General features: G+C 48.2%; 18 protein-coding genes. 17 read left to right on the top strand and 1 reads right to left on the bottom strand.

Translation table 11 applies throughout. From position 1 onward, the window contains the following. Position 1: 1 nt before the first annotated feature. From ybeY to FC34_RS02010, 11 genes are all read left to right on the top strand, one after another. On the top strand, positions 2-460 hold the full coding sequence (gene ybeY / locus FC34_RS02060; protein ID WP_057893721.1) for an rRNA maturation RNase YbeY: 459 nt from the start codon (positions 2-4) through the stop codon (positions 458-460). Continuing rightward, the gene (locus FC34_RS02055) at positions 444-851 is read left to right on the top strand and encodes a diacylglycerol kinase (protein WP_057893720.1); all 408 of its coding nucleotides are present in this window, start codon (positions 444-446) and stop codon (positions 849-851) included. Before ybeY ends, FC34_RS02055 begins: the two co-directional genes overlap by 17 nt. Continuing rightward, positions 844-1,242, top strand: coding sequence for a cytidine deaminase (locus tag FC34_RS02050; protein WP_057893719.1), 399 nt, complete (start codon positions 844-846; stop codon positions 1,240-1,242). The genes FC34_RS02055 and FC34_RS02050 overlap by 8 nt, the downstream gene beginning before the upstream one ends. After that, positions 1,239-2,141, top strand: coding sequence for a GTPase Era (gene era, locus FC34_RS02045; protein ID WP_057893718.1), 903 nt, complete (start codon positions 1,239-1,241; stop codon positions 2,139-2,141). The genes FC34_RS02050 and era overlap by 4 nt, the downstream gene beginning before the upstream one ends. Further along, positions 2,141-2,914 carry a DNA repair protein RecO gene (recO, locus tag FC34_RS02040; protein ID WP_057893717.1) on the top strand — a complete coding sequence of 258 codons (774 nt, stop codon included), beginning with the start codon at positions 2,141-2,143 and terminating at the stop codon, positions 2,912-2,914. Before era ends, recO begins: the two co-directional genes overlap by 1 nt. A gap of 264 nt (positions 2,915-3,178) precedes the next feature. Then, positions 3,179-4,084 (top strand): glycine--tRNA ligase subunit alpha, encoded by a 906-nt coding sequence (glyQ, locus tag FC34_RS02035; protein ID WP_057893716.1) that lies wholly within the window; start codon positions 3,179-3,181, stop codon positions 4,082-4,084. After that, positions 4,084-6,153: a glycine--tRNA ligase subunit beta gene (gene glyS / locus FC34_RS02030; RefSeq protein WP_057893715.1), complete on the top strand. Its 2,070-nt coding sequence runs from the start codon at positions 4,084-4,086 to the stop codon at positions 6,151-6,153. Before glyQ ends, glyS begins: the two co-directional genes overlap by 1 nt. Before the next feature lie 134 nt (positions 6,154-6,287). Then, entirely contained in the window at positions 6,288-8,039 is a 1,752-nt protein-coding gene (dnaG, locus tag FC34_RS02025) for a DNA primase (RefSeq protein ID WP_057894132.1), read from the top strand. A gap of 22 nt (positions 8,040-8,061) precedes the next feature. After that, positions 8,062-9,171, top strand: a complete 1,110-nt coding sequence (gene rpoD / locus FC34_RS02020) for an RNA polymerase sigma factor RpoD (protein ID WP_057893714.1) — start codon at positions 8,062-8,064, stop codon at positions 9,169-9,171. A gap of 130 nt (positions 9,172-9,301) precedes the next feature. Further along, on the top strand, positions 9,302-9,997 hold the full coding sequence (locus tag FC34_RS02015; RefSeq protein WP_057893713.1) for a tRNA (adenine(22)-N(1))-methyltransferase: 696 nt from the start codon (positions 9,302-9,304) through the stop codon (positions 9,995-9,997). Next, positions 9,994-10,785, top strand: coding sequence for a Nif3-like dinuclear metal center hexameric protein (locus tag FC34_RS02010; RefSeq protein ID WP_057893712.1), 792 nt, complete (start codon positions 9,994-9,996; stop codon positions 10,783-10,785). The genes FC34_RS02015 and FC34_RS02010 overlap by 4 nt, the downstream gene beginning before the upstream one ends. A gap of 43 nt (positions 10,786-10,828) precedes the next feature. On the opposite strand, the gene FC34_RS02005 is transcribed toward FC34_RS02010, so the two are convergent. Further along, on the bottom strand, positions 10,829-12,232 hold the full coding sequence (locus FC34_RS02005) for a C69 family dipeptidase (RefSeq protein ID WP_057893711.1): 1,404 nt from the start codon (positions 12,230-12,232) through the stop codon (positions 10,829-10,831). A gap of 145 nt (positions 12,233-12,377) precedes the next feature. Here FC34_RS02005 and FC34_RS02000 point away from each other — a divergent pair, with 145 nt between their 5' ends. The 6 genes from FC34_RS02000 to FC34_RS01975 all read left to right on the top strand — a co-directional run bounded on the left by FC34_RS02000 (position 12,378) and on the right by FC34_RS01975 (position 16,993). Continuing rightward, entirely contained in the window at positions 12,378-13,298 is a 921-nt protein-coding gene (locus FC34_RS02000) for a YitT family protein (protein WP_057893710.1), read from the top strand. Positions 13,299-13,342: 44 nt separating this feature from the next. Further along, complete coding sequence (locus FC34_RS01995; protein WP_057893709.1) at positions 13,343-13,531, top strand: 2-hydroxymuconate tautomerase; 189 nt, start codon at positions 13,343-13,345, stop codon at positions 13,529-13,531. Between the two features lie 7 nt (positions 13,532-13,538). Further along, positions 13,539-13,862, top strand: a complete 324-nt coding sequence (locus tag FC34_RS01990; RefSeq protein ID WP_057893708.1) for a metal-sulfur cluster assembly factor — start codon at positions 13,539-13,541, stop codon at positions 13,860-13,862. 108 nt (positions 13,863-13,970) lie between these two features. Further along, on the top strand, positions 13,971-14,714 hold the full coding sequence (locus tag FC34_RS01985) for a hypothetical protein (RefSeq protein WP_057893707.1): 744 nt from the start codon (positions 13,971-13,973) through the stop codon (positions 14,712-14,714). 10 nt (positions 14,715-14,724) lie between these two features. Then, positions 14,725-15,681 (top strand): ABC transporter permease, encoded by a 957-nt coding sequence (locus FC34_RS01980; protein WP_057893706.1) that lies wholly within the window; start codon positions 14,725-14,727, stop codon positions 15,679-15,681. Further along, entirely contained in the window at positions 15,668-16,993 is a 1,326-nt protein-coding gene (locus FC34_RS01975) for an RsmB/NOP family class I SAM-dependent RNA methyltransferase (RefSeq protein WP_057893705.1), read from the top strand. Before FC34_RS01980 ends, FC34_RS01975 begins: the two co-directional genes overlap by 14 nt. Positions 16,994-17,010 lie beyond the last annotated feature (17 nt).

Genomic DNA, 17,010 nt, shown 5'->3' with positions numbered 1-17,010 from the left:
TATGGATTTAGAATTTTTTGACGATGATCACTTGTTAGGTGAGGAGGACACTCAGCTAGTCAAAGATCTAGTGGCCTTTGCGGGCAAAGAGCTTGAATTGCCTGACGACACGGAGATGTCAATCACCATCGTTGATGATGATGAGATTCAACGGATTAACCGGGAATATCGCAACACTGATCGAGTGACTGACGTCATCAGCTTTGCGATTGAAGAGGGCGATGAAACCCTCATTGGCTTTGAAGATGTCCCTCGCAATATTGGCGATTTGTTCATCGACCCAGCTAAAGTAGCCTTGCAGGCTGACGATTTCGGCCACAGCTTTCAGCGTGAACTTGGCTACACTGTTGTCCATGGCATCTTGCATCTGAATGGGTATGATCACATTCAAGCCGAAGACGAAGCGGTGATGATTCCGCTGCAAGAAAAAATTCTATCTGCGTATGGCCTCAAACGATAAACAAACCCATAAGAATCGGCACTTCTGCCAGTCGCTCCAACATGCATTGGCTGGACTGCGTGTCTTTTTCATGGAAGAAGGCAATTTTCGGCGGGAGTTCGTCTTGTCTGCTTTAGTGATTGTTGCGGGCGTGGCTTTTCAAATTAGTTGGTTTGACTGGTTTGTCATTGCCTTGTCCATCTTGCTGGTTTTCTTGAGCGAATTATGGAATACCATTATTGAAAATGTGGTGGATTTTATCATTGGCCATCAATTTGATGTGCGGGCCAAAAAGATTAAAGACATGAGTGCCGGTGCAGTGGTGTTGGCTGGTCTAGTCGCCATTCTCGCCGGCGTCTATGTCTTCGGACCAAAATTAATCGATTTTCTGGGAGGATTCCTCAATGACTGATCAAGCAACATTAATCCAAGCGGCTGTTTCGGCCCAATCGAAAGCCTATGTCCCATATTCACATTTTCCAGTCGGCGCCGTTGTGACCGTGGGCGACGAGCAGTTTATCGGCGCAAACATCGAGAATGCCTCTTTTGGCTTATCGATGTGCGCTGAACGGAATGCCATTTTTGCGGCGGTTTTAGCCGGCCACCAACAAATCGACACTATAACCGTCGTTGGCGACACGACAGGGCCAATTTCACCCTGTGGCGCGTGCCGTCAGGTCATGACAGAATTTATGGCCCCATCCGCATCTGTCACCTTGGCAAATCGCCAGGGTGCTGTCGAAGTGACAACAGTGGCAGCAATCTTGCCAGGGGCCTTTACGAAGGGAGATTTGAACGCATGAGCGAACACCATTCAGGTTTTGTGGCGATTATTGGTCGCCCCAATGTGGGCAAGTCCACCTTTATGAACCGGATTTTAGGCGAGAAAATTGCCATTATGTCACCTAAGGCCCAAACAACTCGTAACAAAATTAACGGGATTTACACGACTGACGATGTTCAGATTGTCTTCGTTGATACGCCGGGAATTCACAAGCCCAAAAATGAGCTTGACAACTACATGGATCAAGCCGCCCTGTCCACGTTGAATCAGGTGGATGCGGTCTTATTCATGGTCGCAGCCGATGAAAAGATGGGCCCCGGGGATCAATATATCCTGCACCAGTTGGAGCATGTGACCCAGCCGGTTTACTTGATTCTGAACAAGATTGATTTGGTTCATCCAGACGATTTATTGCCTCGGATTGCGCAGTACCAAGGCCTCCACGATTTTGCAGGGGTCTTTCCAATTTCAGCAACAATGGGCAATAATGTCGATGAATTGCTGCAAACCTTGGAAGCTGGCTTGCCCGTTGGCCCGCAGTATTATCCTGAAGATCAATTGACCGATCATCCTGAATATTTCGTTGTCGGTGAATTGATTCGCGAGAAAATTCTTGAATTAACCCGTGACGAAGTGCCACATTCCGTGGCGGTTATGGTTGAGTCGATGAAGAATCGCGAAGCCGGTAAACTCCAGATCGAAGCCTACATTATTGTCGAGCGAGACAGCCAAAAGGGGATCATTATCGGCAAGGGCGGCGCGATGTTGAAACAAATCGGAATTAAAGCCCGCCGTGATATCGAAAACTTACTCGGCGACAAGGTGAATTTGCAACTGTGGGTCCGCGTCCAGAAGAACTGGCGTGATAATAATCAGTATTTGCGTAGTCTCGGTTATAATCAGAAGGATTTGCGCTAATGGCCCGCGAAATTGCAGACTTTACTGGACTAGTAATTTCGCGTCAAAGCTATCGGGAATCAGATTTACTTGTCAAAATGCTCACGGATCAATTCGGAAAGCTCACATTCTTGCTGAATCGGGCTCGCAAGCCAGGCTTTCGTTTTGCCGCCGGTATTCTGCCATTCACCTTGGGCATTTACGTTGGCGACATTCGCCGGCCTGGTTTGTCATTTATCAGTGCTGTTAAAGAAGCCCGACAATACCAGAATATTAGCCAAGACATCATGCTAAATGCCTATGCCAGCTATATCTTGGCGTTGATTGACTTGGCCTTTCCGGAAGGCGAGTTACTAGGCCCATGGTTTGATAAAGCCCAGCAGAGTCTCACCTTGATTGATGGCGGTCAAGATCCGCAGGTGGTCACCAATATCAGTGAAATTCAACTCTTGCATGCTTTTGGTGTTGAACCTCACTGGCGTGACTGTGTGATTTGTCATCGCACCGATCTGCCGTTTGATTTTTCTGAACGATACGGTGGGGTGCTCTGTCAGCAGCATTGGCATCTCGATGATCACCGCTATCATCTGAGTGCTCGCAGTATCTATTGGTTGCGGCTATTTAGCGCTATCAAACTTGATCAGGTCAATCAAATCGATCTTAAGGCGGCCACGAAGCTTGAAATGCAAGTTGCAATTGATCGAATGTACGACAATATGGTCGGCGTCACACCAAAAGCCAAACGCTTTTTGGATCAGATGAAGAAGGATCCAGGCTTTGGACCGCAAGAATAACTGGGTGTGGTGTGACAAGTGAACAGGTTTTTGCTATACTACTTGTAAATTAAATCGGTGATGAGAAAAAGGGTCCTGTCAGACAATTACAGCGAGCCAGGGAGCGTGTGAGCCTGGTAGCGTTCGGCACGATTGGCGTTTTCGAGCCAGTTTACTCAAAGTGCAAGTCGTTTTCGACTTGAAGTAGGGTGGAACCGCGCATAATGCGTCCCTATGCCAATTCATTTGGCATAGGGTTTTTTTATTACCAAGAAAGAGGTCAGCATGGATAAGAAAATGAATGTGCAAACAATGATTCAAACCTTGCAAAATTTCTGGGCAGACAAAGGCTGTATGTTGATGCAAGCCTATGATACTGAAAAAGGGGCCGGCACGATGAGCCCATATACTTTCTTGCGGGCAATCGGTCCAGAACCATGGAACGCGGCTTATGTTGAACCTTCTCGCCGGCCAGCCGACGGTCGTTACGGGGAGAACCCAAACCGGTTGTATCAACACCACCAATTCCAAGTGGTGATGAAGCCTTCTCCTAAAGAAATTCAAGAATATTACTTAGACTCATTGCGTGCGCTCGGCATTGAACCGCTCGAACATGATATTCGTTTCGTTGAGGATAACTGGGAGAACCCATCCATGGGTTGTGCCGGTGTCGGTTGGGAAGTTTGGTTAGATGGCATGGAAGTTACACAGTTTACCTACTTCCAAGTGGTCGGTGGACTTGAAGTTAGTCCAGTGACCAGCGAAATTACTTATGGGGTGGAACGCCTCGCCTCATACATTCAAGATGTAAACAATGTCTTTGATTTAGAATGGGGCGATGGGGTCTTGTACGGTGACATCTTCAAAGAACCCGAATTCGAACACAGTAAGTATTCATTTGAAGAATCCGACCAAGGCATGCTATTAAACATGTTTGATGCCTACGAGAAGGAAGCCTGGCGCCTGATGGATCTTGGCCTTGTTCACCCAGCCTATGATTATATTTTGAAGTCAAGTCACACCTTTAACTTACTTGATGCCCGTGGTGCTGTTTCAGTGACAGAACGTGCCGGGTACTTAAGTCGAATTCGAAAGATGGCTCACAAGGTAGCGCGGTCCTTCGTGGAAGAGCGTGAAAAGCTTGGCTTCCCACTGTTAACCCACCAAAATGAATCTGAGGAGGCAAAATAATGACGCAGACGTATTTAATTGAAATTGGCTTGGAAGATATGCCAGCGCATGTTGTCACTCCGAGCTTGAAACAATTCGCCGACAAAACAGCCACTTTCTTAACCGATAACCACCTGGACTTCGGTAAGATTGTCAGTTACGCCACACCGCGCCGTTTGGCTTTAATGGTAGAAGGCTTGGCTGATAAACAAGCTGATATTGAAGAAGATGTGAAAGGCCCCGCTAAGAAGATTGCCCAGGATGCAGAAGGCAATTGGAGCAAGGCAGCCATTGGTTTTACCAAAGGGCAAGGCATGAGCGTTGACGATATCACTTTTAAAGAAATAAAGGGCGTTGAGTACGTTTATTTACATAAAGCCATTGCTGGCAAACCAGCCGCAGACATTTTGCCTGGCCTGGTGGATGTGGTAACAGGTCTGACATTCCCAACCCGGATGCACTGGGGTGCCAATAGTTTGGAATATATTCGGCCTATTCACTGGATTGTGAGTTTACTCGATGACCAAGTAATTCCAATGCAAATCCTAGATGTCAAAGCCGGTCGGACCACCCAAGGTCATCGTTTCCTCGGTCACGCAGTTGACTTACAACACGCGACTGATTACCAATCACAATTGGCTGAACAGATGGTCGTCGTTGACCCACGCCGTCGTAAAGATATTATTGGCGACCAGATTAACGCCTTGGCAGCCCAACAGCATTGGACGGTCGACTTAGATCCAGATTTACTGGAAGAAGTGACCAATCTAGTTGAATTCCCAACTGCGTTCTTTGGAACCTTTGACGTCAAGTATCTAGATATTCCTGAAGCAGTTTTAATTACTTCGATGAAGGATAATCAACGCTACTTCTACGCGCGAAACAGCGAGGGCAAGATGGTCAACGCCTTCATCGGCGTGCGGAATGGGAATGAGGACCACTTGGACAATGTCGTCGCTGGTAACGAGAAGGTGTTGACAGCTCGGCTTGAGGATGCTGCATTCTTCTACGCTGAAGACCAAAAGAAGACCATTGACGATTATGTTGACCGCTTGCGAACGGTTAGTTTCCATGACAAGATTGGGTCCATGCATGAGAAGATGGCTCGAGTACAAACCATTGCCCATCTTTTAGCAGTTCAAGCTGGCCTTGATGGCCAAGCCCGCGACGAACTCAATCGTGCGGCTGAAATTTATAAATTCGACTTAGTGACGAATATGGTCGGTGAATTCCCTGAATTGCAAGGAATTATGGGACAACAATATGCCACCCTTGCTGGTGAAAGTCCTGCCGTTGCGCAGGCGATTGCGGAACACTACGAACCAATTAGCGCCGATGGTGAATTACCGCAAAGTGATATTGGGACAATTCTCGCCATTGCCGATAAACTCGATACCTTGATGAGTTTCTTTGCCGTTGATCTCATTCCAAGTGGGAGTAATGACCCCTATGCCTTGCGCCGGCAAGCATTTGGGATTGTACGGATGATTGCGGCCAAGCACTGGCGCTTTAGCATTCCTGAAATGCAGCGCGTGATTGCCGATGCCTTAGTTGAACAGAACCAAGTTGGCAAGCTCGACTATCGCGTCCACGCTGAAGCATTAACTGACTTCATGCGTGATCGCGTCAAACAATATTTGCAACAAGAAAAGATTCGCCACGACGTGATTGATACTGTCATTGCGATGCCAACTGCTGATATTTCTGCCATGATTGATGGCGCTGACATTTTAAGCCAGCATTTAAACGATCCAGACTTCAAGGCTGTGATTGAGGCTTGGGGGCGGGTCGTTCGCATTAGCGATAAGGAACCGACCAATGGCATGGTTGATCCGCGGTTGTTTGATAACGACAGCGAAGGCAAACTCCAAGCGGCCGTTGAAAAGGTGAGTGCTGATTTCGATCAACAGGTCAGCGACGCCAACTACAAACGCCTAGCAGCTTTGGAACCGGTGATTACTGAATACTTCACCGCAACTATGGTGATGGCTGATGATGAAAAGGTTCGTGAAAATCGCCTGATTCAATTAACGCATTTGGCAAGCTTAATCCATCAATTTGGCGACGTGACAGCGCTCATCGTTAAGTAACTTGCAACGCTGGCCAATCCGCGCTATAATGTATTTTGTATCTTTACGCAGTGAATTAGACAACGAAGTCGCATTTCCATTGGGGGTGCGACTTTTTACCGCTTGACCGTGCAAAGGATGTGATGCGGATGGCCATGATTCCCGAAGCAACTGTTGACCAGATTCTTAAGACGGTGAACATTGCAGATTACATTGGACAGGTTGTGCAGTTACACAAGGCGGGCCAGAATCTTTTTGGGCTCTGTCCGTTTCACGAAGAGAAGACGCCGTCGTTTTCGGTGTCCGAATCAAAACAGATTTTTCATTGTTTCTCGTGCGGCCGCGGCGGCAACGTGTATAAGTTCGTGATGGACTTGGAGAATGTTAGCTTTCCTGAAGCTGTGGCTAAAGTCGCAGCGTTTGCCAACATTCCGCTCGACGTTCAAGTTACCCAGACCGTGCAAGATGCCCCCGAAGTCACTCAGCAAAAGACTATTTTGAATGATGTTAAGGATTTGTATCACCACATCTTGGTGAATACCAAGACGGGTGAGGCGGCCTTGGCTTACTTGACCGAACGTGGCTTGAGTCAAGAAACGATTGCCACATTTGAACTGGGCTATGCCCCAGCGGACAATAAGTTGGTCAAAGCCTTCTTAGATAATCGCAAAATTGACTATCAAGTCCAACGCGAAACAGGCTTGTTCGTTGAGAATCAGGATGGGGAACTGTTTGACCGGTTTGTCGATCGGATTATGTTTCCGCTGAAAAATGAGGTTGGCGCTGTTGTCGGCTTCTCTGGTCGGGTCTTACAAAAGGCGGATCAGCAAGCGAAGTATCTCAATAGCCCGGAAACAACGGTCTTTAACAAACGTGACTTGTTGTTCAACCTTGATCTAGCCAAAAGTCAGTTCAAACTTGCTGACGGCGCGCTCTTGTTTGAAGGGTTTATGGACGTCATCTCCGCATATCAAGCAGGGATTAAGAATGGGATTGCTTCAATGGGAACCAGCTTAACCAATGAGCAGTTACAGCTATTGGCGAAACGTACTCATCAGTTAACGGTCTGTTATGACGGCGATGCGCCAGGATTGGCTGCGGCTAACCGGGCTGTTGATATTCTGGGCGAGCAGAATCGCTTAGCAAGTGGGGTTGTCGTTTTGCCCAATGGCCAAGATCCAGATGAGTTCATTAAAGCCTCGGGTGCTGAAGCGTTTAAAGCGCAAGTCCAGAAACGGCTCACGCCAACAGCCTTCAAATTGTTTTTCTTGAAACAAGGTCAGGATTTGACCAACGATGAGGCGAAATTAACCTATATTAAGGCGAGTTTAGCCACTGTGGCCAAATTGCGGCAACCCGTGGAACGAGCCGTGTATCTGCAGCAAATCGCCAAAGATACTGGCATTAATGAACAGACTTTAGCCCAACAGTTACCGCGCCCGCAAGCAGTCGTCCAGACATCCGTGCATATGGCGACGCCTCAGGTAAAGTTTGACCGTTACCAAAGGGCGCAACGCGAGTTACTCGCATTTGTCTTGCATGACGAATTGGTCCAAGCGCGGCTCGTCAATAACAATTTTGTTTTCCCAGACGCGCGTTATCAGGACCTGTTTAATGCTTGGTTGCAGTATCTTGCTGCTAACCATCAGCCCGACATTGCGACATTCTCGGACACACTTGAACCTGATCAGGCCAACTTGCTCGCGGATGTCTCCATGCAAAATCTTGCCCCAATGTCTGACGAGGTGATTGATGACCTCCTCGCCTTACTGGGTACAGTACCATTGCGACAGCAGCTTCAAAGTCTAAAGACTCAGCTCGCTCAAGCACAACAACTTAACGATCAGGAAGCAATGAGAAGCCTGTCGCAACAATATTTTGGCCTATTACGTCAACTAAAGGCCTAAAAAGGTTAAGGGAGGAAACACAATGGCAAAAACAACCAAAACCGAAGATAAGTATGCTACTGCTGTTAAAGCAGTCATTAAAGAATATAAGGCTGATAAGCAAATCACCAATGATGATTTAGCCGATAAGCTCGTTAAGCCCTTTGCTCTTAAGAGTGAAGCCATTGACGAACTGATGCAGCAACTAGAAGATAATGGGATTTCAATTGTCGACGAAAACGGCGATCCAGCCGAAGTCAGTCTGGCAAAAGAAAAGGCTGTTTCCAAGAAAGAATTAAAGGACATGTCTGCACCATCAGGGGTTAAGATTAGTGACCCTGTGCGGATGTATCTGAAAGAAATTGGCCGTGTGCCTTTGTTAACTGCCGACGAAGAAGTCGCTTTGGCTTTAAAGATTGAACAAGGCGACCAAGAAGCCAAGCAACGGCTTGCCGAAGCCAACTTACGGTTGGTTGTTTCCATCGCGAAGCGTTATGTTGGTCGGGGGATGCAATTTCTTGATTTGATTCAAGAAGGGAACATGGGCTTGATGAAGGCCGTTGAAAAGTTTGATTACCGTAAAGGGTTCAAGTTCTCAACGTACGCCACCTGGTGGATTCGTCAGGCAATTACCCGTGCGATTGCTGACCAAGCGCGGACCATTCGGATTCCTGTGCATATGGTTGAAACCATTAACAAGCTGATCCGAATTCAACGGCAATTACTTCAGGATTTAGGTCGCGAACCAACACCTGAAGAAATTGGGGCGGAAATGGACATGCCAACTGACAAGGTCCGTGAAATTCTCAAGATTGCCCAAGAACCCGTTTCCTTGGAAACACCAATTGGGGAAGAGGACGACTCACATTTAGGCGACTTCATTGAAGACCAAGATGCCACTAGTCCTGAAGACCACGCGTCTTACGAATTGCTGAAAGAGCAATTGGAAAGTGTGCTGGATACGCTGACAGACCGCGAAGAAAACGTCTTGCGCTTGCGGTTCGGTCTTGATGATGGTCGTACCCGGACGCTTGAAGAAGTCGGCAAGGTCTTTGGCGTCACCCGCGAACGAATTCGGCAAATTGAAGCCAAAGCGTTGCGGAAGTTGCGGCACCCGAGTCGCTCTAAGCAACTCAAAGATTTCTTAGAATAGTCATTGATAACCGAGTCGCTGTGGCGATTCGGTTTTTTTGTGGGCAAAATCCGACTTTAAGCAGTTCGCCCGTGGGCTTTACGGCTAAAAATTGCTATAATGATGGCAATGACGCAATAAGGAGTCCAGTATGCAAAACTTTCATTTATCCAAACGTTTAACTGCAATTAGCCAATTTGTGACCGAAGGTGACCGCGTAGCAGATATAGGCACCGATCATGCCTATGTCCCAATTCATCTTGTTGAGAATGGCACGATTGATTTTGCCATCGCCAGTGATGTCGGTGAGGGCCCAGTAAAGATTGCTAAAGCCAATATTGAAGCCGCTGGTCTGAGCGATAAAATCGATGTCCGGCTGGCGGATGGCCTAACTGGAATCAAACCTGAAGATGCGGTTTCGGCCGTGATTATCGCCGGAATGGGGGGCCAATTGATTAATGATATCTTAGATGCTGGCCTTGATTACCTTGACGGCACCGAAACACTCATTCTCGGCCCAAACCGGGATGTGTTTGAAGTCCGGCAATGGTTGAATCAGCATGAATTTGGGATTGTCGATGAAGCCATCCTTGAGGAAGACGGTCATGTCTATGAAATTGTTGTCGCTGGCCGAACCAAACCAGAAGTTCCTTATACCGATGCCGACTTGCAATTTGGCCCAATTCTCCGCAAACAGAAGTCGCCGCTCTTCATTGAACAATTGAAGATTCGCGGTGAAAAAACTGAAGCGATTCTGGCCGGTTTGTCGGATGCTAACTTAGTGCCATTTACAAAAATTCGTGAACAAGAAAATCTCCTGAAATTAATCGAGGCGGAATTAGCATGAGAGCCCAAACCATTGTGAATCAGTTTGAAACCTTTGCCCCCCAGAGTTTAGCTGTCCCTGGCGATCCAATCGGTTGGCAACTTGGTGATCCTAACCAAGAGGTTAATACGATTCTAACCACGCTTGATGTGCGTCCAGAAGTGGTTGAAGAGGCCATTGCCCGTGGTGCTGAAATGATCTTTGCGCATCATCCCGCGATGTTTCGACCCGCCAAGAACCTCGTTGAAACCAATCCCCAAAATGCGATGTACGCGGAGTTGCTCCGGCACCACATCGCTGTGTATGCCGCTCATACAAACCTCGATCGCGCACAAGGGGGGATGAATGATTGGCTTGCCAGTGCCTTGGGCTTAGAGCACGTCGTTCCATTCATTGAGACAGGTGACGAAGCGCAGATGGGTCGCATCGGCCAATTGGCAAAATCCATGTCACTCGCTGACTTCGTGGCTCAAGTCAAAACGGCATTCAATGTTGCTGGACTGCGGGTCATTGCCAATGATTTGGACCGATCAATTTCCCGCGTTGCTATCCTAGGCGGTGACGGCGGCAAGTTCTACCTGGATGCCAAGGCGGCCGGCGCTGATGTTTATGTCACTGGTGATGTCTATTATCATACCGGTCACGATATGTTGGCGGCCGATTTACCCGTCATTGACCCGGGGCATCATATTGAACAAATTATGAAACAAAAGGTGGCGGATCAATTGAATCATTGGTCTGATCAAAACCACTGGCACATCAAAGCCGTGGTCTCGCAATTATCGACTGACCCTTACCGTTTCATGTAAAAAAACCAGTCTCGACAAACGTCGCGACTGGTTTTTGTTCGGTTTATAAATTCAAATCGGTTTTGAAATTCAGTGGACTCAGATCCGTACTCTGGGTCAGCAAATCCATGGTAAATGCTTGCCAAGCCTGAGCCGAAATGGCTGCTGCCTCAAGTGTGCCTTTTGTGGCTAAGTCAGCGAGCCCCTTTGTGTCAAGGCCAATACTTTCCTGGTCTACCTTGTCAATTAAAGCCAGCAGCTGTGCATGGACGCCGCCTTGAACGGCTTGCAATTGTTTCTTAAAGCCGTTGAAATGCGCATCGATGAGGACACCCGCGAGCTTATACTGCCAATAGGCTGAATCCATCTTCGCTGGTAGGGTTCCGGTTTTATAAGCGGCCGGGGTGTCAGTAGTCCCTGCAAAGAATGGCACAAACTGACTTTCTGCCGCCACACCCATCGCAATCCAATGAATGTCAGCAATAGCTTGGGGTAAGTCCGGCCGTAACTGCAAGACGTGACTTTCTTGGGTTTTGGCAAGACTAATTGGCCGGAAACGATGCGCCGCTTCACTAGTCCCTGTGGGATCATAAGGCGTTTCTTGATAATGGCTGGCCAAGATGGCGGTCGCATCATCTAAATGCAGGGGTTTATCGGGACGAAGAATGAAAGGTAAATCATTATCGGTTGGTTGGCTGGCACGGCTAGGTGAGAGTTGTCGTTGGCCGTCCCAAACCCGGGGGGTATTATAGATGCGATCAAAATCCGTACTAGTCCCAAAGATTTCGCGAAAGACGAATGGGGTGCCGGGCTGCCAGAGATGATGGGTCTGCGCGAAGTCGAACAAATCTGCATCAAACAAGAAATCAGACTGGCTGGGATCAACGGTCTGGATTGCTAATTGATTGGCAACCACCGCGTAACTGTCGTCTGGAATGCGTTGGGCCACCCAATGATGGCCGGTCGCAATTTCCATATACCAAGCCTCTTCGTGATCCGCAAATAAAATCCCGTTGGCTTCGCCGCTGCCATATTCAGTGACAATTTGTCCCAAACGCATGACGCCTTCTTTGGCAGAAGTGACATAAGGTAACACCACTGTGACCATTGCTTCTTCGATAATCCCAGTTGTCACGAAAGGATCATAGCCTAATACTCGACTATTCGCGTAGGCACTTTCAGTGGCGCTCATGGCAACACCAGCGCTATTAATACCAGCTTCTTCGTACAAACCAAATTCTTTGGTCCACTCTGGCGTGGCGGTATAAGCCAGCGCGTGGGCTGGAAGATCTAGACTTAGACCCGTTACCACCGATTTGAATTGCGCTTGGTCAAAGCTTTCGGGATGTTTAACGACATGTTTCGGCCACGCGGCTTTACTATCTTCATTACGGCCAATCATGATGGAACCATCGGCACTGGCGCTTTTGCCGATTAAAATACTTGTACATGCGGTCCGTGTTTGCATCTTGTGTCCTCCTGATAAACGTTTCTCACCATTATAGCGATTTTAATCAAAGTTTCAAAATCCCCACCGAGGGTTGTTTTTTAATGCCGGGTTCAGTAAGCTGGTTTCTGAGGCCAAGAGGTCTGTAAAGAAAGTAGGATAGAGTATGAAGTTAACCGCTTATTCAGCCAATGACACGGTCAAAAAAATAGGCGTCGCCATTTTATCGGGACTCCTTAGTGCGATTGCGTTGAACTTTTTCTTAATTCCGGCCAAGGTGTTCTCGGCTGGGCTCAATGGGGTCAGTCAGCTGATGTCATTATTGCTTCAACATTCGTTTAATATCGGGGACTCGACAGGGTGGTTTATCTTGCTCTTTAACCTACCCTTAGTCATTCTGGCCTGGTTCAAGTTAGGCCACGAGTTCACCATTTTTACTTCACTGACATCACTGAGCATCTCCGTCCTAGCAGTGGTGTTACCGGTTGAAACCTTGTCGACTAACCCGCTGATGAATGCCATTTTCGGTGGGGTGTTGACTGGGATTGGCGTGGGAATCGCCATGCGTTACGGCTTTTCTACTGGCGGGATGGATATCATTTCACTCGTCTTATCAAAAACCACCGGCCGCTCCGTCGGCACATTACTGTTTGCAACGAACCTATTGGTGATTTTGGCCGCTGGGTTGGCTGTGCAGTGGGAAAGTGCAATGTACACCATCATCTCAATTTACTGTATGACACGGCTGGTTGATACAATTCACACCTCACACCAAAAGATTACCGCGATGATTGTCACCACCCATAAAGACGACGTGATTAAGGCCATCTCAGACGAGTTAATTCGCGGCATTACGGTGGTTGACTCCAAAGGTGGCTTTACTGGCGCCAGCAATACAACGTTGCTGGTCGTGATTACTCGGTTTGAATTGTACAACCTAACCCAAGCCACTCTGAGTGTGGATCCTGGCGCTTTTATCAATATCATGAATACGATTGATGTTGTGGGTGAATTTCTTACCAATGACCAACAAGCCGCCCGCAAACAACTCCAACAGAGCGCCTCAAAAAAGTCTCCGGATGAGTAAAACTTTTGTTATAATAACTAAAACAACCCAGAGGAGGGATTACCTTGCCACTTGTACATATTGATTTAGTTGCCGGTCGCAGCCCAGAACAATTACGGAACATGGTCAAAGATGTCACTAAAGCAATCGTGGAAAATACAGGCGCCCCAGCTGAACACGTGCACATTGTGCTCAACGAAATGGCCCCAGAACATTACAGTGTTGCTGGCGTCTTGAAGTCTGACGAGAAGTAGGCCGCCTATGCCTGAAGAAGCTTATCAAGAGGCAATGCGGACAGCCATTGTCAAAGCGTTGGAAACTGTGATTGATCCAGAACTTGGGGTTGATATCATTAATCTCGGCTTGGTCTATGGCGTGGACTTGGATGAGACTGGTCAATGTACGGTTGAGATGACGCTCACCACGATGGGGTGTCCATTATCAGATATTCTTGATCACGACGTGCGCCAATCTCTCTTAGCTGTTGATGGAATCAACAGCGTTGAACTACACCTCGTCTGGTACCCAGCCTGGGGCCCAGAACGAATGAGCCGCTACGCTAAGATGGCGCTGGGCATGCACTAGAGATTCCGCTGACAGCCTCGGCTCCAGCGGTTTTTTTGTGCGAGTCATCAGTGCACCGACGCCCCCGGCGAATTTATGGTAGAATTGGCTGGCAGAAAGGGTGTCAGAATGGACTATTGGACAACGTTGACTCGATTGGTCACGAAGTATCACAGTGATGTGGCCGTAGCGACCCAATTTGAGGCCATGGCGGCCACACGCTTGGCGCTTGCCAAGGGCCAGCTGCCTGAAGCCGGCTTGCCGATGCTAGGTCTTAATCTCGATCAAACTTTGGCGCTGTTGGCAGTGCCACAAGCCAATCTGAGAGAAATCAACCAACTCAACCACTTGCTACATAATTTTAGATACTTCGTCGCTTACCATTACGGTATGTGGGCGTTTGTGCATCAAGCACTTTTTAGTCGCTGGCAAACATTATTTGGACCCAAACGCTATTTAGAGGTGGCGGCGGGAAATGGCTATCTGAGCCTGGGGTTATCCCAGGTCGGCAACCAAGTCATTACAACTGACTCGTTAACTTGGCAACAAGAAAATGTGACTGGTCGATCCCCGCTCGTGCCAGTGACGGCCATGGGGGCCAACGAGGCCTTATTTCGATACGCTGATCAAGTCGATGCCGTCGTGATGGCCTGGAGCCCTGATAAAGACCCAAACGACGTTCATTTTTTGCACTTGTTACGTACACGCTGGCCGGACTTGGCGTTCTTCTTGATTGGTGAACGGTTTGGCGCCACCAACAGCCGCCTTTTCTGGCAACAAGCTCATGTCGCTAGCGACAGACGCTTGTTAGCGCTCAATCAGCAATTCAAATCATTTGACCAGGTGCATGATCGGATTTATTTAATTCATTAGGAGGGATGTTATGCGACGTTGGCTGATAGATATCTGCTTAGTGGCTCTGGCCATTATTAGTGGGGTCGTTTGGTCCCAACACGACCAAACCGAATATGCCGAACGCCTCGACTATCTGGGGCTCACCGAGAATGCCCAAGTTTATCACAGCAAACAAAGCACAACTGCGCCTCAAGCACTGGCGGCGATTAATCGTGTCGGACTGACCAATTACCAGGTCCAATTTCAAACGGGACACACGACTTACCTTTATGCCACTGGCGATTTGACGACGTTGCCGCTATCCAGTGGTCAATGGTTCTCAGACCAAGATTTCAAATCGCAACTCCCCGTCGCGATTGCTGGTAGGAACCTGGCGGACTCCCTGTATTCAGGGGGTTCTCAAAGGTATTATCAACTGGGTCAGCAATACATACCGGTCATTGGTATTATGAGTAATCGTAAGAACAGCCCGCTCAATGACCAAGTGATTTTGACGCCAGCAGCGCCGACATTTCAACAATTGGGCCTAAAAGATGTCAAGGTCACGATTGATGCCCAGAATCTCAATCGCCATCAGGCGGCTCTAAAGAAGATCTTCAAGGTCAAACCGACCCGGTTACGTTATACGAACAATCAACAAACCTGGCTACAAACGAATGGTGCCACTGTCTTGTGGGGTGCCGGGCTGATTATTGCCAGTGCCTTTGCCGGCTGGATTGTGACATTCTTCTGGCGCCCAAAAGCCATTGCCGAGTTATCAGAACAAATGCGGCGGCAATATATCAGAGGCTTGTGGTTCAAGTTAACCCAACACGGATTTGCTGCTCTCCTGTTAGGGACAATTTTTGGCATGTGGCGCTTTTACTTGACCTCGTTGTGGCCGCTCCTGGCCTTCAATGCTGGCTTATGGCTTTTATACTGTGCCCTTTGTTGGGTGAGCTTACGACAATATGAACGAAAAGAGGCTGACCGTGCAACTACCTGAAGCATTTATCACAAAATATCAAGGTCTATTGGGAGATGAAGCGCCCGCATTCTTAGCCACATTCGAAGAAACAGCTGAAAGTGGCTTTCGGATTAATCCCCTTAAACCCCAACCAGTTTCTTTACCAACTGACCAACCCATCACTTACAGCGAGTGGGGGTTTGTGGGCAAGGTTGATGGCAATGCCATTGATCACACCAGCGGTTTAGTGTACTCTCAAGAGCCTTCCGCCCAATTTGTTGGTACTGTTGCAGCCCCAAATCCCGGAGAAATAGTCTTGGACCTGTGTGCCGCGCCAGGCGGTAAAACCACCCACCTGGCCAGCTACATGCATGAAGAAGGGGTATTAATCAGTAACGAAATCAACGCTGGTCGGGCTAAGATTCTATCGAGCAATGTTGAACGCTTCGGCCTAAAGAATACCGTGGTCACCAACAGTGACCCAGCGACTCTGGCCAAATTATGGCCGGAAACTTTTGACCGCATCCTGGTTGATGCACCTTGCTCGGGCGAGGGGATGTTCCGTAAAGATCCAGAGGCGATTCGGTATTGGAATGCCGATTACCCAGCTCAATGTGCTGCCCGCCAGCGGGAAATCCTCACTGAAGCCGTCAAGATGCTAAAGCCAGGTGGGACCCTGGTTTATTCTACATGTACCTTCAGTCCTGAAGAAGATGAGCAAATGATTGCTTGGTTGGTTGATACCCACAATTTGACCATTGAGCCCATTGCCAAATTTGAAGGAATGGTAGATGGCCGTCCCGAATGGGCCAATGGAAATCCTGATTTGGCCAAAACCGCACGCTTATTTCCACACCGGATCATGGGCGAAGGTCATTTTGTGGCTAAGCTCTCTAAAGCTGGGTCCAGTCAAGGGACTGCAAGTTTTCAGGTCGCAAAGCCAACTGCGGCGCAGCAACATGATTTTGACACTTTTTGGGCAGAAACCTTCACCCAAAAATTGCGTCAACCGTTGCACGTTGTGAAAGATCAACTCTATGCCTTGCCAAGTCGGACGCCAAATTTGGGCCACATCCACGTGCTGCGTTATGGTCTGCACCTTGGCACCTTCAAGAAAAATCGATTTGAACCGAGCCACAGTTTAGCCACTGCTTTACCCGCGTCTTGGTTCAAAGCAGTTCAACCTCTGGATGCTGAGCATTATTTACGCTATCGCCATGGGGAAACCGTCACTTCTGAATTGCCTGGGAAACGGTACGTTCTGTTAACCAATGAAGCCAAGGGCTTTGCCCTAGGGAAGTTGGTCAACGGCACGATTAAGAATCACTATCCGAAGGGCTTACGAGTCTAAGAATAAATCAGTCGTGA

Origin of the sequence: Lacticaseibacillus brantae DSM 23927 (assembly GCF_001436115.1) — a bacterium.
In the GTDB taxonomy this organism is placed as follows: Bacteria; Bacillota; Bacilli; order Lactobacillales; family Lactobacillaceae; genus Lacticaseibacillus; species Lacticaseibacillus brantae.
Note: the sequence above shows the minus strand (reverse complement) of the source record. Positions and strands in the feature narration are given on the sequence as shown.